Source organism: Massilia endophytica, from assembly GCF_021165955.1.
Lineage (GTDB): Bacteria > Pseudomonadota > Gammaproteobacteria > Burkholderiales > Burkholderiaceae_D > Rugamonas > Rugamonas endophytica.
This window is the reverse complement of sequence record NZ_CP088952.1, coordinates 2,079,972-2,103,784: the sequence shown is the minus strand read 5'-3', so window position 1 is coordinate 2,103,784 and position 23,813 is coordinate 2,079,972. Positions and strand designations below refer to the sequence as shown.

20 protein-coding genes are annotated in these 23,813 nt (G+C 66.6%); 8 read left to right on the top strand and 12 right to left on the bottom strand.

Annotation, left to right across the window (positions count from 1 at the left end; translation table 11 throughout):
* Positions 1–20 precede the first annotated feature (20 nt).
* Positions 21–860 (bottom strand): c-type cytochrome, encoded by an 840-nt coding sequence (locus tag LSQ66_RS09505; RefSeq protein WP_231769536.1) that lies wholly within the window; start codon positions 858–860, stop codon positions 21–23.
* 88 nt (positions 861–948) lie between these two features.
* Between LSQ66_RS09505 and LSQ66_RS09500 the strand changes: the two genes are divergently transcribed.
* The 4 genes from LSQ66_RS09500 to LSQ66_RS09485 are packed head-to-tail and all read left to right on the top strand — an operon-like array spanning position 949 to position 5,103.
* Complete coding sequence (locus LSQ66_RS09500) at positions 949–1,344, top strand: c-type cytochrome (protein ID WP_231769535.1); 396 nt, start codon at positions 949–951, stop codon at positions 1,342–1,344.
* Entirely contained in the window at positions 1,341–2,270 is a 930-nt protein-coding gene (gene coxB / locus LSQ66_RS09495) for a cytochrome c oxidase subunit II (protein WP_231769534.1), read from the top strand. The genes LSQ66_RS09500 and coxB overlap by 4 nt, the downstream gene beginning before the upstream one ends.
* On the top strand, positions 2,267–4,789 hold the full coding sequence (gene ctaD, locus LSQ66_RS09490) for a cytochrome c oxidase subunit I (protein WP_231769533.1): 2,523 nt from the start codon (positions 2,267–2,269) through the stop codon (positions 4,787–4,789). The genes coxB and ctaD overlap by 4 nt, the downstream gene beginning before the upstream one ends.
* The gene (locus LSQ66_RS09485) at positions 4,786–5,103 is read left to right on the top strand and encodes a hypothetical protein (protein WP_231769532.1); all 318 of its coding nucleotides are present in this window, start codon (positions 4,786–4,788) and stop codon (positions 5,101–5,103) included. The genes ctaD and LSQ66_RS09485 overlap by 4 nt, the downstream gene beginning before the upstream one ends.
* Here LSQ66_RS09485 and LSQ66_RS09480 read toward each other — a convergent pair.
* Positions 5,100–5,837 carry a DUF481 domain-containing protein gene (locus tag LSQ66_RS09480; protein ID WP_307730253.1) on the bottom strand — a complete coding sequence of 246 codons (738 nt, stop codon included), beginning with the start codon at positions 5,835–5,837 and terminating at the stop codon, positions 5,100–5,102. The two genes, LSQ66_RS09485 and LSQ66_RS09480, sit on opposite strands and share 4 nt — an antisense overlap.
* 154 nt (positions 5,838–5,991) lie before the next feature.
* Between LSQ66_RS09480 and LSQ66_RS09475 the strand changes: the two genes are divergently transcribed.
* Positions 5,992–7,053: a DNA topoisomerase IB gene (locus LSQ66_RS09475; protein ID WP_231769530.1), complete on the top strand. Its 1,062-nt coding sequence runs from the start codon at positions 5,992–5,994 to the stop codon at positions 7,051–7,053.
* 9 nt (positions 7,054–7,062) lie between these two features.
* Here LSQ66_RS09475 and LSQ66_RS09470 read toward each other — a convergent pair whose 3' ends face one another.
* A complete protein-coding gene (locus tag LSQ66_RS09470; protein WP_231769529.1) occupies positions 7,063–7,524 on the bottom strand; it encodes an Lrp/AsnC family transcriptional regulator in 462 nt (153 codons plus the stop codon).
* A gap of 96 nt (positions 7,525–7,620) precedes the next feature.
* Between LSQ66_RS09470 and LSQ66_RS09465 the strand changes: the two genes are divergently transcribed.
* From LSQ66_RS09465 to LSQ66_RS09455, 3 genes are all read left to right on the top strand, one after another.
* On the top strand, positions 7,621–7,881 hold the full coding sequence (locus tag LSQ66_RS09465) for an ACT domain-containing protein (protein WP_231769528.1): 261 nt from the start codon (positions 7,621–7,623) through the stop codon (positions 7,879–7,881).
* Between the two features lie 78 nt (positions 7,882–7,959).
* Complete coding sequence (locus tag LSQ66_RS09460; RefSeq protein WP_231769527.1) at positions 7,960–8,376, top strand: RodZ family helix-turn-helix domain-containing protein; 417 nt, start codon at positions 7,960–7,962, stop codon at positions 8,374–8,376.
* Complete coding sequence (locus tag LSQ66_RS09455) at positions 8,373–9,302, top strand: NAD(P)/FAD-dependent oxidoreductase (RefSeq protein WP_231769526.1); 930 nt, start codon at positions 8,373–8,375, stop codon at positions 9,300–9,302. Before LSQ66_RS09460 ends, LSQ66_RS09455 begins: the two co-directional genes overlap by 4 nt.
* Here the strand turns inward: LSQ66_RS09455 and LSQ66_RS09450 are convergent.
* The 9 genes from LSQ66_RS09450 to LSQ66_RS09410 form a co-directional block, all read right to left on the bottom strand.
* Positions 9,277–11,880, bottom strand: coding sequence for an FAD-dependent oxidoreductase (locus LSQ66_RS09450; protein ID WP_231769525.1), 2,604 nt, complete (start codon positions 11,878–11,880; stop codon positions 9,277–9,279). The two genes, LSQ66_RS09455 and LSQ66_RS09450, sit on opposite strands and share 26 nt — an antisense overlap.
* 70 nt (positions 11,881–11,950) lie before the next feature.
* Complete coding sequence (locus tag LSQ66_RS09445) at positions 11,951–13,738, bottom strand: glycoside hydrolase family 2 protein (RefSeq protein ID WP_231769524.1); 1,788 nt, start codon at positions 13,736–13,738, stop codon at positions 11,951–11,953.
* A 7-nt stretch (positions 13,739–13,745) separates the two neighbouring features.
* The gene (gene galK / locus LSQ66_RS09440) at positions 13,746–14,828 is read right to left on the bottom strand and encodes a galactokinase (RefSeq protein WP_231769523.1); all 1,083 of its coding nucleotides are present in this window, start codon (positions 14,826–14,828) and stop codon (positions 13,746–13,748) included.
* Positions 14,825–15,916 (bottom strand): galactose-1-phosphate uridylyltransferase, encoded by a 1,092-nt coding sequence (gene galT / locus LSQ66_RS09435; RefSeq protein ID WP_231769522.1) that lies wholly within the window; start codon positions 15,914–15,916, stop codon positions 14,825–14,827. The genes galK and galT overlap by 4 nt, the downstream gene beginning before the upstream one ends.
* Before the next feature lie 246 nt (positions 15,917–16,162).
* Positions 16,163–17,455 (bottom strand): NCS2 family permease, encoded by a 1,293-nt coding sequence (locus tag LSQ66_RS09430; RefSeq protein WP_407659634.1) that lies wholly within the window; start codon positions 17,453–17,455, stop codon positions 16,163–16,165.
* Positions 17,456–17,497: 42 nt separating this feature from the next.
* Entirely contained in the window at positions 17,498–19,123 is a 1,626-nt protein-coding gene (locus LSQ66_RS09425; RefSeq protein WP_231769520.1) for an ABC-F family ATP-binding cassette domain-containing protein, read from the bottom strand.
* A gap of 184 nt (positions 19,124–19,307) precedes the next feature.
* Positions 19,308–22,010 (bottom strand): cyanophycin synthetase, encoded by a 2,703-nt coding sequence (gene cphA, locus LSQ66_RS09420; RefSeq protein WP_231769519.1) that lies wholly within the window; start codon positions 22,008–22,010, stop codon positions 19,308–19,310.
* Positions 22,007–22,912 (bottom strand): cyanophycinase, encoded by a 906-nt coding sequence (locus tag LSQ66_RS09415; protein WP_231769518.1) that lies wholly within the window; start codon positions 22,910–22,912, stop codon positions 22,007–22,009. Before LSQ66_RS09415 ends, cphA begins: the two co-directional genes overlap by 4 nt.
* Positions 22,909–23,811, bottom strand: coding sequence for an isoaspartyl peptidase/L-asparaginase (locus tag LSQ66_RS09410; protein WP_231769517.1), 903 nt, complete (start codon positions 23,809–23,811; stop codon positions 22,909–22,911). Before LSQ66_RS09410 ends, LSQ66_RS09415 begins: the two co-directional genes overlap by 4 nt.
* Positions 23,812–23,813: the final 2 nt, after the last annotated feature.

Sequence of the window (23,813 nt, the reverse complement as noted above, 5' to 3'; positions counted from 1 at the left end):
AAGCCGTGACGCACGAACGGTCAGCGCGCCTGCAGCAGGTAGGCGGCCATGTCGCGCGCATCGCGCTCGCTTACGCCCAGTTGCGGCATGGCGGTGGCGGGATCGACTTCATGCGGCGCCCGTATCCAGCGGGCGAGATTGTCCGCGCTGTTGGGAAGGCTGCCCGCGATGAACTTGCGTTCGGCCATGTCCTTCAGGGGCGGGCCCACGTAGGCGTCCGGACCTGTCACGCCGGGAATCAGGTGGCAGGCCTGGCAGGCATGCTGGGCGAGGGCGGTCCGGCCCCGTTCCACATCCACCGGGTAGCTTCGCGGCGCCAGAACCGGGAGGGCAGCGCCTTCCGTGGCGGCGCGGTAGGCCTGCGGCGTCAGTGCCGGCAGCTCGCGCAGGAAGGCAACCACGGACCACAGCTCCTCCTCGCTCAGGTGGAATTCCCAGGCGGGCATGCCGCTCATCTTGATGCCATGCCGCGTGATCCAGTACATCTCCCGTTCCTTCCAGTGCCGCGCCGCATCCACCAGCGGTCCGGGCACGGGCTGCATGCTCTGTCCGAAATCCTCCTGCGCCACGCCGGGCGCGCCGTGGCACTTCACGCAGTGGGCGGCGTAGATGGCGGCGCCATGCCGGGCCATGCGTGCATCGAAGGGAGGAGGGGTAATGCCGCGGGCATGGTGGCGCACCGACTCATGCATTCCTTTCTCCAGCAGGGTATGCACGAACTGGAAGTGCTGGCGCGTGGCGCCCACGTTGTACCAGCCGCCGTACAGAACCGCGAGGCCGAGCGACAGCGCGGCCACGCCCAGCACTGCCAGGGTGGCGACAACGGTCTTGATCGCAAGACGGATACGGTTCGAGGCCATGGCTTCGCGCTGTGCGCACAGTTGAAAAAATATCTATGATGTCTTTCTTGTATTATATGGGTTCCTTCATTTTGTGCAGGAACGGTGTGTGCGCGACTCGTCTGGACATCGCTGGTTCTGGCGCGGCGCCGCCATGGCGGTGCTGGGACTCGTCGTGCTGACGGCCTGCGAGCGGGGTGGGCGGGAGCACGTCAAGGTACAGGGCGGCGACGCCGAGCGCGGGCGCAAGCTGCTGGCGCAGTACCAGTGCGGCAGCTGCCATGCCATCCCGGGCGTCATGGGGGCGCGCAGCACGGCGGGCCCCTCGCTGGAGACCTTTGCCCGCCAGAGCTATATCGCGGGCCACCTGCCCAACTATCCCGAGCCGCTGGTACGCTGGATCGTCGATCCCCCCGCCATCCATCCCGGTACGCTGATGCCGAACATGGGCGTGTCTCCTGCCGACGCGCGCCATATGGCGGCCTATCTCTACACACTGCAATGAGGGCTGGCCTGCAATCCGTGCTCGCACCCGCCACGCAGGATGCGGCCATCATCGCCCATCTTGGCTGGGTGCTTTTCCTGGGCGGCGCGGCCATCTTCGCAGGCGTCATGTGGCTGCTCGTGCGCAGCCTGCGCACGCAGCCCCGCGCGGTGAAGGTGCGCAGATGGATTGCCGGCGGGGGACTGCTGTTTCCCGTCGCCGTGCTGACGCTGCTGCTTGCCTACAGCAGCTGGCATACGGCGCGCTTCGGGGCGCAGGGATCGAAGAATGCGCTGCCCATTTCCGTGGTCGGCAAGATGTGGTGGTGGGAGCTGCGCTATCCCGATCCCGCGGGCGGAGCGGATATTGTGACGGCCAACGAACTGCGCATCCCCGTCGGGAAGCCCGTCTACCTTGGCCTGAGCACGAGCGACGTCATTCACGCCTTCTGGGTGCCGCAGCTGGGCGGCAAGGTGGACATGGTGCCCGGCCGTATCCACGGCCTGCGCCTGCAGGCGGACAAGCCCGGGGTCTACCGGGGCCAGTGTGCGGAATACTGCGGCGAGCAGCATGCGCGCATGGCGCTGCATGTGATTGCACTGCCGCAGGCGGAGTTCGACGCGTGGCTTGCGGGGCAGGCGCGCGATGCGGCGCCGCCTGCGAGCGGGACGCTGCGGCGCGGGCGGGATGCCTTCCTCGCGCAGCGCTGCAACGCCTGCCATTCGGTGCGCGGCGTCAGCAGCGGCGCCGCGCTCGGGCCGGACCTGACCCATGTCGGCAGCCGCCAATACATCGCGGCAGGCACGCTGCGCACGGACCAGGCAGCGCTGGCGGGGTGGATCGCGGACCCGCAGGCCATCAAGCACGGTGCGCGCATGCCCGGCGCGGGGAGCATGGATGGCGAGACCGTGCGCGCGCTGGCCTCCTGGCTGGAGTCCCTGAAATGAAGGATTCCCTGCCCAGCTACACGCCCCGTCCGTCGGGCGAAATCGAGCTGCTGGAAGAGGTGTGGCGAACGCCTGCGGGCTGGCGCAGCCTCAAGGCGGTCAACAACACGCGGATCGGCGTCCTCTATATCGCCACGGCCATGCTGTTCTTTGTGCTGGCGGGTGTGCTTGGCCTGCTGATGCGCCTTCAGCTTGCGGTGCCTGAGAACGGCCTCCTGAGCGCGGCGGCCTACAACCAGGTCTTCACCATGCACGGCACGGTGATGATGTTCCTGTTCGCGATTCCCGTGGTGGAGGCCATTGCCGTCTATCTGCTGCCCGGCATGCTGGGGGCGCGCGACCTGCCGTTTCCGAGACTCTCCGCCTACGCCTACTGGGCCTACGCCATTGGCGGCATCGGCTTTTTCTGCTCCCTTTTCTTTGGCCTGGCGCCGGACGGCGGCTGGTTCATGTATCCGCCGCTCACAGGCAAGACGTGGTCGCCGGGCCTGAATGCGGACTTCTGGCTGCTGGGCATCGGCTTTATCGAGATATCGGCGATTGCCGGCGCCATCGAGCTCATTGTGGGCATTCTCTTCACGCGCGCGCCGGGCATGACGCTGTCGAAGATGCCGGTCTACGCCTGGTCCATGCTGGTGGTGGCTGTGATGATCGTGTTCGCCTTCCCGGCCGTGATCGCAGGCACGGCGCTGCTGGAGCTGGAAAGGGCTTACGACTGGCCGTTCTTCATCGCCGAGCGGGGCGGCGACCCGGTGCTGTGGCAGCACCTGTTCTGGTTCTTCGGTCACCCCGAGGTCTACATCATCTTCCTGCCCGCGGCGGGCATGGTCTCCACCATGATCCCCACCATTGCGGGAACGCCGCTGGCGGGACGGCGCGCAGTCATTGTCGCCCTTGTCGGCGTGGGCTTCTTCAGCTTTGCGCTCTGGGCCCACCACATGTTCACCGCGGGCCTGGGCGTGCTGGAGATGGGCTTCGTGTCCGCGGCCAGCATGGCGGTCGCCGTGCCCACGGCTATCCAGGTCTTCGCCTGGATAGCCACGCTGTGGCGGGGCAGGGTGGCCGTCAATGCGCCCGCACTGTTCCTGATGGGCTTCATGTTCATCTTCGTGCTGGGCGGCCTGACGGGTGTGATGGTGGCGGTGGTGCCTTTCGACTGGCAGGTGCACGACACCTACTTCATCGTCGCCCACTTCCACTATGTGCTCATCGGCGGAATGGTGTTCCCCGTGTTCGCGGCCATGTATTACTGGCTGCCGCTGCTGAACGGTCATGTTCTGTCGGAGCGCATGGCGCGCTGGATATTCGGCCTCATGTTCGGGGGCTTCAACCTGGCCTTCTTCCCCATGCACATCACCGGCCTGCTCGGCATGCCGCGCCGCGTCTACACCTACGCGCCGGACCTGGGCTGGAATGGCCTGAACATGGCATCCACCATCGGCGCCTTCCTGTTCGCGGCCGGTGTGCTGCTGTTCGCCGCCGACGCGTGGCGCACCCTGCGCAGGCCGAAGCGGAAGCATGGCAATCCCTGGAAGGCCAGCACACTGGAATGGCTGCCGACAGGCGACTACGCCGTGCGCAGCATTCCGCAGGTCGACAGCCAGGAGCCGCTGTGGGACAGGCCTTCGCTGCCCGAGGAGGTGGAAGCGGGCGCGCACTGGCTGCCGGGCAGCGTGACCGGGCAGCGCGAGACCATCGTCACCAGCCCGGTGAGCGCCACGCCGCGCTACCTGCTGGTGCTGCCCACGGACAGCTGGTGGCCCTTCATTTCCGCCGCGGGTACAGCGGGATTCTTCCTGCTCCTGACGATCAAACTGACGGCGGCCGCCTGGGTGTGCGCCCTGGTGGCGCTGGCCGCCTTGCTGGCCTGGCTGTGGCAGCAGGACCACGCGCCGCCGGTGCCGGAAGCAAAGGTTGCCGACCGTGTGACCCTGCCCGTGGGTTCATCCGGCCCGGCCAGCCACGCCTGGTGGGCCACGGTAGTCATGCTGGTGGTGGATGCGTCCGTCTTTGCCGCCATCGCCTTCAGCCATGTGCAGGTGTCGATGCGCCTGGAAGTCTGCCCGCCGCCCGGCGCCAGGCTGCCGGAGGCGCACTGGCCCTTGCTGGCGCTGGCGCTGGCCGCCGCCAGTTCGGGCATGGTGTGGCTGGCTCGCCGCCACACGCTGGCGCCCGGGCGCTCGCAGGCTTCGCTGCGCTGGCTGATGGGGGGCGCTTTCCTGTTCATGCTGGCGGCGTGGGCGTGCGACAGCTGGAGCCTGTGGAGCGCCGCCAGGCTCGATCCGGTATCGCACGCCTGGGGTGCTTCCATCGCCGCCATGAATGCTTACCAGGGACTGCATCTGCTCCTGCTCGGCTTTGTGGCGCCGTGGATCGCCGCACGGTCGCTGGCCAAGCGGCTCACGCCTGCGAGCCGCGCGGCGCTCGACTGCGGGGCGCTGATCTGGCACTACACGGCGCTGCAAGGCGCTGTGGCGATGGCTGTTGTGCAGATGCTGCCGCGATGGATGGGGGCGTGATGGACCGCCACGAGCGCTTGTTCTCCCTCACACTGCGGGCCTGCGCGCCCCTGCTGGTGTGGGCTGCGCATTTCACTTTCTGCTATCTCTATGCCGCAGTGAGCTGCGGGGCCGGGGCATGGGCGGTGCAGGCCGCCGCCAGCGCGCTGGCGCTGGCTCTGGTGGCATGGATGCTGTGGCGCGGCTGCCGGGCAGCGAAGGGAAAGCGCGCGCTGCGCGCCTTCGCCGATGCCGCATCGGCCGCACTGGCCCTCGCAGGGGTGGCGTGGACCACCATGGTCCTGCTGCTGTCCGGGCCTTGCGCCCTGGCTTAGAAGGAGTAGACCAGCGTCAGCGACGTCTGGGTATCCGTATTTTCCTTGTTCGCGGGCACGTTGGTGTCGTTACGCGCGCTGAAGGCGGCCTTCATCTGCATGGTGCCGTTGATCTTGGTGCTGAGCGCCGTTTCCGCCACGGAGTGCAGGTTGGACGTGCCGCGCTCCATCACCACGCGCTGCGAGAACAGGGCGGAAGGCGACAGGCGCCAGCGCAAGGCGGCTGCGCCGCGCACCGTCATCCCGTTTTCCGTTTCGCCGGTTGGGCGCTTGCCGGAGAAATAGCCTGGACCGAGTTCCACGTCGAGCGTCTTCTCCGGGGAATAGGAGAAGCGCTTGCCGTGGCCGACGGAGAGGGACGAGTAGCGCGAGAAGACGCCGAAGCGGTCGTCCACGTGGGAGCCGATCACGTACAGCTGCTTGTCCGTGCCGATCAGCTTATAGGCCGCCTTGGCGGATGCCTCGAAACGCTCGGCCGAGCGCACGGTCTGGCCGTTGCTCTTGTTCTCGTCTTCCTTGAAGAAGCCGGAGAGAATGTACTCGTTGCTCCACTCCTCCAGCTCCTGGCGCGCATCGATCTTGCCGGTGACGGAGGTACCCGCCGTATTGCCGGAGGTGGTGATCGCGCCCAGTTCGGCGGAGGTGTTCCAGGTGCCGAGTTCCGTCGGCGGCTCGGCAGCAAACGCGCCGGCATGCGCTGCAATGACCAGCGCGAGCAGGGGGGAATATTTCATTGGCATCTTGCGGCCGCCACGTACGGGAACATGGCCAGCAGCCGCTCATCTTACAGTGGAGACAGCATTGTACCCCAGTGGGATTTCCGGCGCGTTACATTGTCATGTTGGCTAGCGAACGGAAGCCGGGGCAATCCTGCTGCACAGTGGCGTCATGGAGACCGACATATCTGCCTCCGCCCCGGCTGTGGCCAGGGCGGCCGGGCTGCGCTACGTCAGCGACGCCAAACCCGGGATCGCGCGGGCCCGCAACGGCGATGGCTTCCGCTATACCGATGCGGACGGGGCGCCGGTGCGGGACGAGGAAACGCTGGCCCGCATCAAATCGCTGGCGATACCGCCTGCGTGGACCGACGTGTGGATCTGCGCCCAGCCCAACGGCCACCTTCAGGCCACGGGGCGCGATGCGCGCGGGCGCAAGCAGTACCGCTACCACCCGCGCTGGCGGGAAGTGCGCGACGAGGTCAAATACGAGCGCATGATCGCCTTCGGCAAGGCGCTGCCGCAGATAAGGCGCAAGGTGGACGAAGACCTGCGCCTTCCCGGCCTGCCGCGCGAGAAGGTGCTCGCCACCATCGTCTATCTTCTGCAGGTGACGATGATGCGGGTCGGGAACGAGGAATACGCGCGCGAGAACAAATCCTTCGGCCTCACCACGCTGCGCAACCGGCACGTGAAGGTGGACGGCAGCGACGTGGAATTCCGCTTCCGCGGCAAGAGCGGCGTCTATCACTCCGTGAAGGTGCATGACCGGCGGCTCGCCCGCATCATCCAGCGTTCGCGCGAAATTCCCGGGCAGGAGCTGTTCCAGTACATCGACGACGAGGGCGGGCAGCACAGCGTGGATTCCTCCGACGTCAACGACTACCTGCGCACCATCAGCGGCGAAGACTACACGGCCAAGGATTTCCGCACCTGGGCCGGGACGGTACTTGCGGCGATGGCCCTGCAGGAGTTCGAGAAGTTCGACTCCGAGGCACAGGCCAAGAAGAATGTCGTGCGCGCCATCGAAGCGGTGGCGAAAAAGCTCGGCAACACCCCGTCCGTCTGCCGCAAATGCTATGTGCACCCGGCGGTGCTGGACGCCTACCTAGACGGCGCCGAGCTGGCAGGATTGCGCCAGCGCGCGGAAGAGGAGCTGATCGAAGAGCTGCACGAACTCCACCCCGAAGAAGCCGCCGTCCTCGCCCTCCTGCAGCAGCGCCTGGCCGCCTGAAGCCGGGCCTCAGGGCTCGACGGAATGGGCGCGCTTGAGGCAGCGGAGGACGAAGGTGGAGCGGCTGTGGCGCAGGCCGGGCAGCTTGTAGAGCTTGCGGCGCAGGAATTCCTCGTAGCCCGCCGTCCCTGCCACCGCCACCTTGATCAGGTAATCGTATTCGCCCGTCAGCAGGTAAGCTTCCATCACCTCCGGCAGCTCCGCCAGCGCCTCGCCGAATTTCGCCAGCATGTCGTCGTCATGGCGCTCCAGCGTGACTTCGATGATTACCGTGTCCGGCAGGCCCAGGGCCTGCTGGTTGAGCAGTGCCGTATAGCCTTCGATCACCCCGCGGTCCTCCAGCGCCCGCACCCGGTTCCAGCAGGGCGTGGTCGAGAGCCCCACCTTTTCGGACAGCTTGGTATTGCTCAGGCGGCCATCCTTGCGCAGCTCGCGCAGGATGCGGCGGTCCGTTTCGTCGATTTCTTCCATGGTTTCCTTTATCGAGAGAAGAATATTCTTCAAATACCTCAATCGTACAGGAAAATGAGACGCACATTCCGAGGTGGCAAGCATATAGTTTGACCCATGGATGACTTTCAACGAAATTTCCGCCTGCGGGTGGAACCGCAGGCCGCCACCGATGCGCTGGAGATGGTGCTGGCCATCGTGCGGCGCGGGGGACTGGCGCTGCGCAGCCTGCGCATGGAGCCGGGACGGCATGGCGTGGTGGTGGACCTGTCGCTGGCCGCCGCGGAGGAGGATGCGCTTCAGCTCTGCCGTATGCGGCTGTGCAATGTGATCGGTATTCTGAAAATCCGCGAGACCGGCAGATACGCTCCGACCTGAAGACGCGGCTTGATCCTACTTGCCGCAATGGCAGGGCATGCAAGAATGAGGCATCGCCAGAATCATGGAGGAACCGTCATGAAACTGCATGCCTCGATACTGATGTGCGCGCTGGCCGCGGGCGCGGCGTCGGCACAGACCCGCCTCGACACCTCCCGCAACGGCCAGGTGAATACTGGCGCGAGCGTGAGCGTGATGGGCAGCCAGCCCGAGCAGGCCATTCCGCTCGACCGGCAGCGCAAGCCCGTTACCATCGTTCCGCCGGGCAGCACGACACCGGCGACCGCCGTGCCGCCCCTGAGCAGTGTGCCGGGGACGGTGATTCCGCCCGTACCGGCCGCTACGCCGCCGCTCGACAGCGGTGCTGTCGGCACGCCCGGCGTGACCACGCCGCTCGGCACCTCCAGCGTGGGCAATGCCACGACTGCCGGTTCCAGCGGGACTGCCGGCGCCACCGCCGGAAGCAGCGGCCAGCAGGACAGCGTCCGCCGGTGAAGGTCCGCCGCTGCGAAGTGCTGATTATCGGAGGAGGTCCGGGAGGCCTGGCCGCCGCCATCTACCTGCGCCGTTTCCGGCGCGAGATCATCGTTGCAGACAAGGGGCGCAGCCGCCTTGCGCTGGTTCCCGTCAGCCATAACTATCCCGGCTTTCCCCAGGGCGTGCCCGGCGGAGAACTGCTGTCCAGCCTTCGGTGCCAGCTGGGCTCCTGCGGCGGCGCTGTGGAGGATACGGAGATCACGGCGCTGCGCAAGGAAGGCGATGCCTTTGTCGCGAGCTGCGAGGAAGGCGAGATCCACGCAAGCATGGTGCTCCTGGCGACCGGCGTGGCCGACGCAGGCCTGCCCGTGGAGGGATGGCGCGATGCCGTCGCCAGCGGCGCCCTGCGCCTTTGCCCGGTGTGCGACGGCTATGACGTTCTGGGAAAGCGCGTGGCCGTGGTGTCGCAAGCGCACAACCGCACGGGCCATGCGCTCTTCATGCGTACATTCAGCGCCGACGTCACGCTGTTCGAGCGCGATCTCGACGTGCCCCTGGCGGAAGAGGAATGCGCGCAACTCGGTGCGGCGGGCGTGCGCTACGTAGCTTCCCGCCTGAAGGGGGTGACGCTGAACGGTGCCATGCAGCCCGTGCTGCATACGGAGGATGGGGAGGAACACTGCTTCGATGTGCTGTATCCCATGCTAGGCGAAACCGCGCGCTCGGAGCTGGCCGCGGCACTGGGGGCCGAAACGGGGGAGTGTGCGAAGCTCGTGGTGGACGGCCACCAGCGCACCAGCGTACCCGGGCTGTATGCCGTGGGCGACGTGGTGCTGGGGCTGAACCAGATCGCCGTCGCAACCGGCCATGCGGCCATTGCTGCGACGGCGATCCACAACGCCTTGCCGAGACGCTTCTTTACTGCTTGGGCATCGGCGCGTTGATGGCGGGCTTCGCGGCGGGCAGGCGGGCCATGACCTTCTCTGCAGCCTTTTTCCCGGCCAGGAAGGCATGGTCGGAGTTGTAGTACTCCCACTCGCTGTAACGCCCCGCGAGGATGATGTCGTGCTTCAGCAGCCAGGCACGCACGGTCTCCACGTTCTTCGCACGGTTGTGGTCATACAGCACGTAGGCATACGGCATATCGACCAGGTTCGCGGTCACCACCTCGTCATCCGGGTTCATGAAGCCCACTTTCACGCAGTCCTGCACGCAGCGCGCAATCAGGTCGTCGCCATCCATCGGCAGCGGCTTCCATGGCGAATAGGAGATCTCGCAAGTAAAGCCGAAGCCGCCTGGCGGATTGCACTCCGGACTCGCATTGCCCTGCACGAAAATGCGGTGGAAGATGGTGTCTTCCGGGTAGTAGATCCAGTGCTTTTCCGTGACGTTCGTGCGGTTGATGCCGATATTCACGCAGCGGATGGAGATGTGCTGCAAGCCGCGCGCGGCTTCCTGCACTTCCTCCGGCGCCTCCTTGCCGATGATCTTCACCAGTTCCGGCAGCGGCATGGTGGATACCAGCTGGTCGTAGCGGAAGCGGCGGCCGTCGGCCAGCGCGATCACGTGTTCGCGCGGCAGCACCTGGGCCACGGAGGCATCCAGCTCGATCTTGCCTTTGATGTGGGGGACGAAGCCGTTCACTAGCGCCTGGAAGCCGCCGCGCAGCGGATAGCCGAAGCGCGCGTTGGGGCCCATAGGCTTGGCCACCGGCTCCAGGGCGCCTTCGATGATCTCGCCCAAGTCCGGCAGCGGCACGCGGCCGCCCAGCCAGGAGGTTTCCATGTCCGTCAGCGGTACGGTCCAGATCTTCTTGTTGTAGGGGATGGCGAAGTGCTTGGCGATGCCCTTGCCCCACACCTTGTAGATGAACTCCTCGAAGTTCTTCGGTTCCGCCTTCTTGGCGACGGCGCTGGCATTGGCCGCATCCACCGTGCCATCCGCGCAGCAGTCGTCCACGGTTCCGGCTTCGCACTGGGCCGTTTCCTCGCTGCCGTAGCGCGCTTCGATGGCGCCCAGCACGCACTCCTTGATCACGGCGGGCGGCAGGCCGTACAGCGCACCCTGGAAGGGATAGCGCGTATACACGTTCTTGCTGTACACCCAGGCTTCGCGCAGCTGCCAGTGCTGGTTATCGCCCAGCAGGGTGTCGTACAGTTTCAGCACGTACGGGTCGTTCGAGAACATGATGTGGCCCGCATAGTCGAAGGTGAAGCCCTTGTCCTCGATGGAGCGGCACCAGCCGCCGACGGTGGAGTTCTTCTCCAGCAGCAGGGTGTCCGGGCCGAGGTGATACGCCGCCGACAGGCCGGTGGGGCCCGCGCCCACGATCACGCAGCCCACCTTCTGCGCACTCGGCAGCGCATTCACGTTGGACGATGCGTTCTGCACGCTGCCTTCCGGCGTTGTGAGGCGGCTCACCTTGCGCGACGGCGCGGTGGAGTCGATCAGGCCGCGCATGCGTTCGGCCGTCTTGTCCCAGGAAGTGTTGGCGATGATGCCGCGCATGCGCTCGGCCATGCGGGCTGTCTGCTCCGGCGTCTGTGCCAGGGCCGCTTCGCAGGCGGCGATGAACTCCGCTTCCGTGTGGCCGATGGCAACGATGTCGCCGTAGGGCTGCTCCACGTCGCGGATGGCCGTGCTGACGATGGGCAGTTCGGCTGCCATGTATTCCAGCACCTTGGTTGGGCTGATGAAGCGCGTGGCTTCGTTCAGCGCGAAGGGCATCAGGCACACGTCCCAGCCCGCCAGGAAGCGGGGCAGGTCGTCATAGCCGCGCTGGCCCAGGTAGTGGATGTTCGAGCGTTCCGGCAGTTCGGCCGGGTCGATCTTGAGCACGGGGCCTACCATGACCAGCTGCCAGTCGGGATGCGCATCCGCCAGCTTGCCCAGCAGGCCGGTGTCGAATCGCTCGTCGATCACGCCATAGAAGCCGAGGCGCGGATGGGGAATGTGGGCCTGCGCCTCATGGCTGTCCGAGCGTTGCAGGGCCTGGGCGAAGTGGCGCGCGTCCACGCTGCTGGGGAAGCAGTGCGCATTGCTGTGGCGCGTGCGCTTGGCTTCGTACAGGCTCGGCCCGCCGGTGAAGACCAGGTCGGCGATATTGAGCAGGGCCGTTTCGCGCTGCAGCAGTTGGCGCGGCGGATTCTTGAAGGCGGACAGTTCGTCCATGCAGTCATAGATCACCAGGCTCGGATGCAGCTGCGACAACAGGGGCAGCGCCATCGGCGTGTAGAACCAGACGATAGGCTCCTCCTTCTCGGGCACCAGCTTGGCGACCAGGGGCTGCAGCAGCGGGATCTGGTCGTCGTGGAAGCCGACGGCGGTTGACGGCGTGTGCGGCTGGCACACCGTGATATTGGCTGCCGGCTGCGTCGTCTTCATGTAGCTCTCGCCATTGTGCTGGACCGGCTCTTCCACGAAGACGATCCTGTAATGCTGTGCGAGCCGCGTCAGCAGATGTTGCGGACGTTGGAAAACGAAATCCCAGCGCAGGTGGCTGAATACGATAATAGTTGACATGCTTTCTCCCTTGCCCGTGTGGGTCGTTAATAGTGTGTGCTGCTTACTTGCATACGCGCCGTTTCCGGCGCTAACTGGGTTGCGGCGGCGTTTGCGCGTGCAGCTGCACGGCGCGCGTCGCTGCGCTGATCTGTTCGATCGGTATCTTCGGCGTGCGGTCCGCGTTGAGCAGGCCATTCGCTTCCTGGTAGGTGTCGGCAAACTGCGTGTAGCAGAAACCGCTGAACATCTGCGTGGCATTCACCACCTCGAGCAGCTCGCGGTAGTGTTTGTAGAAGCTTTCCGCCGTGTTCGCGCGCGAGTAGCCCCAGGTGCTGTGATCGGGCGCTTTGGTATCGTAGGCAATGCCACCGAATTCGGTCAGTACGATGGGCTGGCCGCGGTGCGGGAATCCGTCCAGCGTGAGAATGCGTCCGCCGGGACGCCGCTGGTCGAACAGGGTGCGTGCAGGGTCTGTGACTTCGTAGCGCGCCTTGATGCGCTGCGGGTCGCTGTCGTAGTCGTGGATGCCCAGGATGTCCGTGGCCGAGGCCTCCCAGCCGTCGTTTCCAATCACCGGGCGCGTGGAATCCATCATGCGCGTCATGTGGTACAGGGCTTCCACGGCGTTGCGGTGCGCCTGCATCGAGGTCAGGTTTGGCACGCCCCACGATTCGTTGAACGGCACCCAGACGATCACGCAGGGATGGCTGTAATCGCGCTCGATCGCCTCCTGCCATTCCTTGATCAGGCGCGTCATGGAGCGCGGGCTGAAGGCGTAGGCCGAGGGCATCTCTTCCCACACCATGAGGCCCAGCTTGTCGGCCCAGTACAGGTAGCGCGGGTCCTCGATCTTCTGGTGCTTGCGTACGCCGTTGAAGCCCATGGCCTTGGCCAGCCCCACGTCCCGCTTCAGGGCCTGGTCGTTGGGCGCCGTCATCAGGCTCTCCGGCCAGTAGCCCTGGTCCAGCACCAGCTTGAGGGGATAGGGCCGGCCATTGAGCATGAAGCGGTCGCGGTTGATGGCCACCGAGCGCAGCGCCGTGTACGAGCGCACGGTTTCCAGCACAATGCCGTCGCAGCGCAGGGTCAGCTCCGCATCCAGCAGGGTGGGGTGCTCGGGGCTCCACAGGAGATCGTTGCGCGAATCGTCGATGCCGGGGTCGGATACGGCGATCTTGCGGTTCGCCTCCTGCCCAATCAGCTTGTAGTCGTCGTCCGCCAGCAGGGTGTCGCCGTGCCACAGCTTCACCTCCACGCTCAGCGACTCGCGCCGCTTGCCTGCCGCCTGGATCTCGCAGCCGATCTCGAAGCCGTCGAAGTACGGCGTCCATTTCACCGACTTCAGATAGGTGTCCGGCACCTGTTCCAGCCACACCGTCTGCCAGATACCCGTGGTGCGGGGGTACCAGATGGAGTGCGGCTCCAGCTGCCAGTCCTGCTTGCCGCGCGGCTTGTGCAGGTCTGCCGGGTCGTCCTCCACGCGCAGCACTATCACCTGGCGCGCGCCTTCGGCCAGTTCGTCCGTGATGTCGACGCAGAAGGAGGTGTGGCCGCCCTGGTGCTCGGTCACCAGCTGGTCGTTCACCCACACCTGGGCCATATAGTCTACGGCGCCGAAATGCAGCACGGTGCGCTGGCCGCGCCCAGCCATGTCGAATTCGAGCCGGTACCACACCACGGTGTGGAAGCCCGTGTCGCCAATGCCGCTCATGGGGCACTCGGGAGCGAAAGGCACGTTGATCGTGTGCGTCCATTCAATCTGGTCGCTGCCGCGGCTGTAGCGCCGCTCGTCATCGAAAGCGAACTGCCAGCTGCCGTTCAGGCACTGCCAGTTGTCGCGCACCAGTTGCGGACGGGGATACTCGAAGTCGCTCATCTCTTCCTCATCGTTGTGGTGCGGGAATCAGCAGGCGGGCATTGGCGCCTCCCGCATTCACGCGGTTGACGGCCATCTGTCCCACAGTCTGCGCCGCACCGGTTTTGCACAGGGCCACGCAGGCGCCGCCGAAGCCGGCGCCCGTCAGGCGCGCGCCATAGACATCGGGGTGCTTGCGCAGCACCTCAGTCAGTTCGTCCAGCTCGCGGATCGACACCTCATAGTCGTCCCGCAGGCTGGCGTGGGAATCGTTCATCAGTTCTCCGAAGCGCCCGGCGCTGATGGCGCCGCCGCTGTCGGCCGCCTCCAGCACACGCAGGTTCTCGCTGACCACGTGGCGCGCGCGCTCGCGCAGGGGCGAAGGCAGCTTCTCCACGTCGGCCAGGCGGCCAACGTCGCGCAGCGAGGGAACGCCCAGCATGCCCGCTGCGGCTTCGCATTCGCTGCGCCGTTCGTTGTACTTGCTGGCGGCCAGCTTGCGCGGCACGCCGGAATCGATCACGATGATCTCTGCGCCCACCGGCAACGGCAGCAGGCGCGCATCCAGGGTGCGCGCGTCGAGGAACAGCATGTGTTCCGTGTCCGCCAGGCTGGATGCCATCTGGTCCATGATTCCGCAGTTAACGCCCGCATACTGGATCTCGGCCTGCTGCGCGATCTGCGCCAGGGTCACGCCGTCCAGGTCCACCTTCAGCATGGTGCGCAGGGCGCGCAGGGTCGCGACTTCGAGCGCCGCGCTGCTCGAGAGGCCCGTGCCCAGCGCCAGGTTGGAGCGCACATACACCTTCAGGGGCGGCACTTGCACGCCACGCGCCTGCATCAGGCGGATGCAGCCTTCGATATAGCGTGCGAAGCCGTCCGGCGAGGACTCGTCCGCGCCGAATTCCGCCGTCTCGTCCAGCGTGGCCGAATAGAAGTGGAAGCGCCCGTCGCTGCTGCGGTCCGCCAGCACGTCGGTGCGCTGCGGCGTGGCAATGGGCAGCATGTAGCCGTCGTTGTAGTCCGTGTGCTCGCCCAGCAGGTTGACGCGGCCCGGCGCCCAGGTGTGGACCTCGGGCGCGGCGCCGAAAAATTCATTGGGCGATTTCATTGCCCCTCCAGCGAGACCTGAACCTGCTGCAGCTCCGCCGCCTTCTCCTCGGGCAGAACGTCCATCGCGAACATGCCTGCGCCCAGCTCGGTGCCGGCCAGGTACTTCAGGCGCTCCTTGGTACGGTAAGGCGGATAAAACTGCGCATGCAGCTGGGTTTCCGGATGCGGCTTTCCATCCGTGGGCGCCTGATACCAGGCCATCAGGTAGGGGAAGGGCCGCTGCCACAGGCCTTCGTACTTCAGCAGCACCGTCTTCAGGGCGCGCGCGAGGTCGCTGCGCTGGGCGTCGGAGAGGGCCGTGAAGCTTTCGCAGGGCGCGCTCGGCATCACCCACACTTCATAGGGATAGCGGGCGCAGACCGGCACGAAGGCCACGGCATGCTCGCCGCGGTACAGCAGGCGCGCGCCGCTTTCCAGCTCGTCGCGCGCCATGTCGCACAGCAGGGAGCTGCCGTGCTGTTCGTAGTAGGCGGCCTCCTGGGCCAGCATGCGGGCGGGCACGGGCGGAACGAAGGGATAGGAGTAGATCTGCCCGTGCGGGTGATGCAGGGTCACACCCACTTCGGCGCCGCGGTTCTCGAAAGGCAGCACGTACTGGATGCCGCCGCGTCCCTGCACGCGCCGCGTACGGTCGGCCCACACCTGCAGCAGCAATTCGATGCGCGCCATGTCCAGCTTCGCCAGCGCGGCGTTCGGGTCCTGGGTAAACACCACCACCTCGCAATGGCCGGCGGCCGGTGCGGTGGGTACGGAAAGCTGGGGCGGATCGTGCGAGGCCAGCGAAAGCGAAGGAAAACGGTTGTCGAACACGGCCACTTCGTAATCGCCCGGCGGCAGCTCGGTGGGGGCAGCCTCGTCGCGCGTGACGGCCAGCGGGTTGTACTCTGGCGGCGGCAGGAAAGTGCGGTTCTGGCGGAACGCGGCATACGTGACCCACTCGCCGCGCAGTGGGTGCCAGCGCAAATGCGGGTTCGCGCCCAGCGGGTCCGCAAAGGGACTCGGCGCTTGTGCAATGGCCGAAATCGGATTCCGGCTGTACAGCGTGAGATTGCGTCCGTCAGGTTTGATCAGGTCGAGTGTGTGCATGATTGGATTCCGTGCGCCGAGAGGGGCGCGAGTGGAAATCCTATCAATTACAGCCCTGCCATTGATTCAATTCCGCGCAGAAAAGAGTGCCTTGTCGGGCTCATCTGTATGTAACTGCGCGTTACTATGCGGGGCGAGGGTGCGGCTCAGAATGAGCGCAGCGTAAACCCGGTCAACGTTTGTAGGAGACGTCCTTCAATGGGGCGAGAGTCCGTCTTACACTATGGATGGGCGCTGTCCGAAAACCTATACACCCAGATAAACGTACTTGAACACGAATGCTGCCGCGATCGCCCAGACAATGGGCTTGACCCGGCGCGCCTGGCCGGTCAGCAGTTTCAGCGCGGCATAAGTGATAAAGCCGAAAGCGATGCCGTGGGCGATCGAATAGGTGTAGGGAATGAGCAATGCGGTGACGGCGGCAGGGATGCTTTCGGTGGTGTCGCCCCAGTCAATGCCGCCGAGGTCGCGCAGCATCAGGCAGGCGACGAAGAGCAGGGCAGGCGCGGTGGCATACGGCGGCACCACGGCTGCCAGCGGCGAAATGAAGAGGCATGCGAGGAAGAGGATGGCCACGACCAGTGCGGTGAGCCCGGTGCGTCCGCCCGCCTGCACGCCCGCCGCGCTTTCCACATAGGCCGTGGTGCTCGATGTTCCGAGCGCGGCGCCCGCGACGATCGCGCCGCTGTCCGCCAGCAGGGCCTTGTTCAGGCGCGCCATCTTGCCGCTGGCGAGCAGGCCCGCGCGGCTCGCCACGCCCATGAGGGTGCCGGTGGCGTCGAAGAGTTCAACGAGGAAGAACACCAATACCACGTTGAGGATGCCCGTTGCGAAGGCGCCCGGAACGTCCAGCTGCAGCAGCGTGGGCGCCAGCGACGGCGGCGCGGAGAAGACGCCATTGAAGCGGTTCCCGCCAAAGAAGAAGCTGAGAACGGTGATGGCGACGATGCCGATCAGGATGGCGCCGCGCACTCTCAGCCGGTCCAAGGTAACGATCAGCAGGAATCCGGCAATCGCCATCAGCGCGCCGGGCTTGTGCAGGTCGCCCGCGGCGACCATGGTGGCGGGGTTTGCCGTGACGATGCCGGCGCTTTTGAGCGCGATCAGGGCGAGGAAAAGGCCCAGGCCTACCGTAATTGCCGTGCGGAGGGATGGGGGAATGCCGTTCACGATCATCTCGCGCAGGCGGAATACGCTCACCAGCACGAAGAGGCAGCCCGAGATGAAGACCGCGCCGAGCGCCGTCTGCCAGGGCACGCCCATGCCCAGCACCACGGCGTAGGCGAAGTAGGCGTTCAATCCCATGCCCGGCGCCATGGCGATGGGGTAGTTGGCGTAAAGTCCCATGATGGCGCTGCCCAGGGCCGCCGCGATGCAGGTGGCCACGAAGACCGCTTCCTTCGGCATGCCCGCGTCGCCAAGGATGGACGGGTTGACGAAGATGATGTAGGCCATGGTCAGGAACGTTGTCGCTCCCGCGATGATTTCGGTGCGCACATCGCTGCCGCTGTCTTTGAGCTTGAACAGTTTTTCAGCAATCGACACGTGAACTCCCCGAGTGAAGGAAACGCGAGCATACCACTAGCGTTCATGCAGCCGCCAGCGGCCCGCCTCCCATTGCAGGGTGTGCGTGATCGACAGGGCGTCGAGGAAACGGGCGTCGTGCGATGCGATCGCCAGGGCGCCGGGGTAGCCGTCCAGCGCCTGCTCCAGCGCTTCGACCGAGGCCAGGTCGAGGTGATTGGTGGGCTCGTCGAGCAGGAGGAGCTGGGCGGGGACGCGGCGCCAGAGTGCGCAGGCCAGGGCGGCCTTCAGCCTTTCGCCTCCGCTCAGGGACGCGGAGGGTGTCTGCACCTGCGCTGCGCCGAGTCCCAGCAGCGCCAGATGGCTGCGCAGTATGCCTTCGGGCAGGGGGCTGTCCAGCTGGCGCAGACGTTCCAGCACCGTCATTTGCGGCGGGAGCAGGGCGTGGGCGTGCTGGTCCAGCCAGGCCGTGGGGACTGCGGTCATGCAGGTCCCGGCCCGTGGCGGGATCTGCCCGGCGAACATGCGCAGCAGCGTGGACTTGCCGCATCCGTTCGGCCCAGTGACCGCAAGGCGTACGGGGCCCGAGAGCGCCAGGTCCAGCGGTGCTGCGTTATCCGGCCAGGGCGGCAGCGCATCCGCCAGTTCCAGGATGCGCTTTCCGGCAGCTACTTGTGTGTCCGGCAGCATGATGGCGACGGCCTGCTGGCGTGTGATGCGGGCTGCCGCATCGCGCACCGCCTGGTCCAGTTCCGCGCGCGCCGTATCGCGGCGGGCGGCCTCGCGGCCCGCGAACCCCTCGGCGCGGTTGCGCAGCAGGCCGAGAGATATTTTCGGCATGTTCGCGTCCTTCGCGGCGCGGGCGTTGCGGCTGGAGCGGGACAATTGCGCATCCTGCTGGCGTTGCAGCGCGCGCTGGCCTGCCGCGCGCTCCTTGCGGGCGTGATCGAGCGCGGCCTCGGCGCCAGCCTGCAGGGCGTCGCGCTGGCTGCGGAAATGGGAATAGTTGCCGCCGTAGCTGTGCAGGCCATGGGTATCCAGCTCCACGATGCGGTCCATCACCTCCAGCAGCTCGCGGTCGTGGCTGACGACGATAGCGGCGCCGTTCCAGCGCCGGAGGCTGGCGAGCAGCCACTCGCGGCCCGCACGGTCCAGGTGGTTGCTGGGCTCATCGAGAATCAGGCCATCCGCGCCGGACAGGAAAGCGCCCGCGAGGGCGACGCGCATCCGTTCGCCGCCGCTGAGGGAGAGGGCGGGGTCGCCCGGCGCGAGGTGTGGAAGGCCGCAGTCCTGCAAGGCCAGGCGGAAGTCTGCGGGGAGGGTCCAGTGGCCCGCCAGCAGGTCGGCGTCGGTGTCCAGCATGGCGCCGTTCTGCATGCGTTCCAGCGCGGCGAACAGCGGCCCGAGGCCTGCCAGCGTCGCGACCGCATCCTCCGGCCCCGGCGTGACCTCCTGCGCCACGCAGGCCAGTGTTCCGTGGCGCACAACACGCCCCGAGCTGGCCTCCAGGGCGCCAGACAGCAAGCGTGCAAGCATGCTCTTGCCGGCGCCATTTGCGCCGATCAAGCCGGTAAGGCCGGGCAGGAAAGTGTGATCCAGCTCCTCGAAAAAAAGGCGGCCGGAAGGCAGGCGCAGCGTAGCGCGGCGCAACTCAATGGAAAAGGGCAGGCGGATAACGGCCATAAAAGCACCCGAAGCAGAAGAAATCGTCCGCGGCACAAGGCAGCGGTCTCTTGCGGATGGGGGCTCAGATGGTCATTTCGGGGGGAACTCCTTGGAAGTGCCAACAGTGTAACGTGACAGTCGGGTTCGTGTCCACACCTGGTGCCAGGGAAGAAAAGTGGACACGAACCCGGCCGTAGATGGTCTAGTGCTCAGCTCGTGTCCAAATTTCTTCCCTGGCACCAGAGTTGGACACGGGCTGGGCCTTGATGGGGAGGGCGGCCTGGGTGGCGATCTGGGCGGCGCTGGCGGGGTCCGTTTCGCGCAGGGCTTCGACGACGTAGTCCAGCGAGGAGCCGCAGGCGAACACCATAACGTCGCCGGGGCGGCACAGGCTGAGGCCGAAGCGGAAGGCGTCGCGGCCGTCCAGGCGGGCGTGGATGGCTTCGCGCAGCGCACCGCTGGACATGGCGCCGTCCAGCATCAGCTGCGCCAGTTCGCCCGCCGGACGGCCACGGTTCTGCGATTCGTAGACGACGATTTCGTCGAAACCCACCGCGCAGGTGCGCGCGATGTCGCGGATGTCCTGCTCGCGGCGGTCGCCCGGCGTGGTCACCACTGCCACCACGCGTTGCTGCGACAGCCCCTGCGCCATTTCCGCCAGCGCCGCGTAGGCGGCCGAGTTGTGCGCGTAGTCGACCACCACGGTCACGCCCTTGACGTCGAAGACGTTGCTGCGCAGCGGGTTGCTGCGGCCGTCCGATACGAAGCTCAGGAGGCCTTGCGCAATCTGCTCGTTCGCGAAGCCGGATGCCATCAGCGCCGCAGCGGACGCCAGGGCGTTGGCGATGTTGTAGCGCGCGTGGCCGTTCAGCGTGGCGGGCATGTCGCCGGCCCGCAGCAGCGCATGGTGGCGCGTGCCGTCTGCCAGTATGAGCATGCCGTCCTGGAGGTAGGCGGCGCGCCCAGCCCTGTCCAGATGCCGCAGCAGCACGGGATTGTCCGGGTCCATCGAGAAGTAGAGCACTTCGACGCTCTCCTTCAATTTCGGGGCCATGGCCACGCAGCTGCTGTCGTCCGCGTTCAGCACCGCGCAGCGCGAGGCGGAATGGGCCACTACGGATTTGACTTTCGCCAGTGCGCGCAGGGTGTCGATGCCGTCCAGGCCCAGATGGTCGGGACTGACGTTCAGCACCACCCCCACATCGCAGCGGTCGAAGGCGAGGCCGCGCTTGAGAATGCCGCCGCGTGCCGTTTCCAGCACCGCGAAGTCAACCTCCGGCGCGGTGAGCACGGTGCGCGCGGACCAGTAGCCGCTGCAGTCGCCCGAGAATATGCGCTTGCCGTCGATGTAGATGCCTTCGGTCGTGGTGACGCCCGTGCAGAATCCGGCGGCCCGCGCACAGTGCGCCGTCATGAGCGTGGTCGTGGTCTTGCCATTGGTGCCGGTAACGGCGATGAGCGGAATGCGGCCATTGCTGTCGCCGTACATGGCCTGCACGATGGCGTCGCCCGCGTCGCGGGCCTGTCCGCCGCTGGGATACTGGTGCATGCGGATGCCAGGCGCCGCATTGACTTCGATGATGGCGCCGCCCTGTTCCGCCAGCGGAAGCGCGATATCGCGGCAGACAAGGTCGATGCCCGCGACGCCCAGCCCGACCTTGCGCGCGGCACGGACGCAGATGTCGCGCGTCTCCGGCGGCAGCAGGTCCGTCACATCTTCGGCCGTGCCGCCAGTGGAGAGGTTGGCGTTGCTGCGCAAGGTCACGCGCTGGCCTTCGGCGGGAACGCTGTCCGCGTCCAGCCCTTGCTTGCGCAACTCGGTGTCGGCATTGCCGTCCAGCGCTATCTGGGTCAGGATGTTGGCGTGGCCTTTGCCGCGTGCCGGATTGAGGTTCTCTTCCGCGACAAGCGCGCGCACGGAACGCCGGCCATCGCCGATCACGGCGGCAGGGCGGCGCAGCGAGGCTGCAGCCACGCGGTCTCCTGTAACCAGCACCCGGTAATCCTGGCCTTCGATGAAGCGCTCCACGATCACGCTGCGGCTATGCTTGCGCGCCTGCTCCCAGGCCTGTTCCACTTCTTCCGGCGTCGTGCAGCGTGTCGTGACGCCTTTGCCCTGGTTGGCGTCGAGCGGCTTGACCGTCACCGTGACGCGCAGGCGGCGCGCCGCCCGCCGGGCTTCGTCCGCTGTCGCCACCACCACGCCGCCCGGGACAGGCAGGCCCGCTTCCTTGAGGAGGGTTTTGGTCAGCTGCTTGTCGCTGGCGATGCGGCAGGCGATGGTGGAGGCGTCGCCCGTCAGTGTGGCCTGCAGGCGCTTTTGCTGCTTTCCCCAGCCAAGCTGGAACAGGTTGCCCGTTTCGCCCAGGCGCACACTGGGAATGCCCCGGCGCCGCGCGGCATCGAGCACCGCTGCCGTGCTGGTGCCGATGGCGTGGCGTTCCGCCGTCCGGCGCAGTGCTTCCAGCGGCCCGGCGAGATCGAAGTCCCTGCCGTGGGCCAGCGCATCCACCAGTTCAAGGGCGATGCCGAACGCCTCCACGCCCACCGCTTCGAGCCGGAATGCGCAGACCACCCGGTACAGGCCAGGCTTGCCGCGCACATGGCGCGTGCGGCCGAAACCAGCCTTGCTGCCCGCCAGGCATTGCAGCTCCAGGGCCACATGCTCGACAATGTGCCCCATGAAGGTGCCGTCGCGCAGGCGTTCTGCGAAGCCGCCGGGATGGCCGGGGGAGCAGCGGTGGGACATGAGGCTGGGCATCAGCTCCAGCAGGCGTACGGTGAAGCCTTCCAGCTCGCGCGACGACACGCCATTCAGGTCTTCCAGGTCGAGCACCGTGAGCAGGCAGGGGCGCGAGGCGTAGAGATTGGGGCCGCGCAGCACACGCTGTTCGATGACTTTCATGATACGGGGCTCCTCTTGGTGATATTGCGCAGGAATTCGGTCAACGCTTCCGGTGCGTTGCGGGTGGTCTGGGGCGGCAGCAGGTGCGGGTGGTTGATCTCTTCGGGGAGGGCGTAGCTGGCTCCCGCTGGCAGGATATGCAGGCGCACGTCAATCAGCTCCGGCGTGGCGCCGCTGGGAATGTCGGCCACGTTCGAGACCATGGTGCGCCCATCCACCATGGTGACGCTGCCGTCCCCGATCACTTCGATGCCTACGCCGCGCTCCACTACCAGGGCCGTGTTCTCGTCGATGCCGATGCCCAGCAGATAGGGGTTCTGGGCGACGACGGTGAGCAGCCTGGCAAGCCGGTGGCGCTCGGAGAAGTGCTGGTCGATCACCACGCGGTGAACGAAGCCGAGCCCCGCGCCGAGGCTGACGGAGCCTTTTTCCGGCAGCAGTTCGGCCTTGCCGTCGGCCAGCATGTGGCCGCACATTGCGGAGGCGCCCGCGCTCGTGCCGCCGATGCAGGCGCCGCGGTTTTTCAGGGCGGCGTGCATCGCTTCATCGAGCAGGGTGCCGCCGATCATGGCGAGCAGGCGCCGCTGGTCGCCGCCCGTCATGAAGATGCCGTCGCAGCCTCGAACCTGCTCCGCCATGGCTGCGTTGTTGGCGTCCGCCCGTTCCGGCACGTCCACGCGCAGCAGGTCGGTAGCGCCCAGTTCGCCGAAGACGATGCGGTAGCGGTTCCACATTTCGGTCGGCATGCGCGATGCGGCCGTGATCACGGCAATACGGGCGGACGGCCCTCCGCACAGCTCGACGAAGCGGCTCAGGATCTCGCGGCTGTTCTCCCTGTCCTCATGGCCGCCGATGATGACGAGATGTCCGTGCTGGCTGCGGTCGAGCGTTTCGCCGCTCATGGCGATACCTCCGCGCGCGGCATGTCCCGGTTGCTGCGCGCTCCGCTTTCGCTGCGGCTCACGGCAATGATGCCGATGTCGATCTCCTGCGGGAACAGGGCGAGGCCATGGGCAAGCGCCTCGTCCATCGGCATGCCCGATGCCAGCCACTGGTAGACGGTATGGGCCAGCAGCCGCCGAACGATATGCTCGCCGATTCCGGTCACCGCCACGGCGCCCTCTGGACCCGCATAGAAGCCGCTGCCGATGATGGGTGTGTCGCCGACGCGGCCCAGAAGGGAAGGCGCAGAGCCGCCGGTGGAGCAGGCGGCGGCGAAGTTTCCCTCGGCATCGCGGGCCACCGCGCCCACCGTGTCGCAGCCATCATCCGTCGCAAAGGCCTGCGGCAGCGCGTAGTTCCAGTACTGGCTGAAGGCCGCGTTGGCGACACCCGGCGTCGCGGGGCTGGTGCCGCCCAGGCGCTTGACCAGCTCCGCGTGCTTCTTCTTCGCCCGCTCGCTGGCGTGGTAGTGGGGTACGAAGCCTGCGATCCGCGCGAAGCGCTCGGCGCCTTCTCCCGCCAGCAGCCAGTGCGGCGTGGCGGCGACCGCCCGCGCCACCAGCACGGGATTCTTCACGCGCTGGATACAGGCGACAGCGCCCAGCATGCCTTTCGAGTCCATTACCGCCGCATCCATTTCGATGGTGCGCCCGTCCAGGCACAGCACCGAGCCGCTGCCCGCGTTATAGCGCCCGTCGTCCTCCAGCGCGGCGACGGCGGCAGTGGCCGCGGCCAGGGCTCCTTGCGGCATGGCGTCCATGCCAAGGCGGGCCGCGCTGACGCAGCCGTCCTCCTCGCTCCGGCTGCCGCCAGCGCCTCCGTGCACCACAATTGCAGGCCTGACTGCCTGATGATCCATGG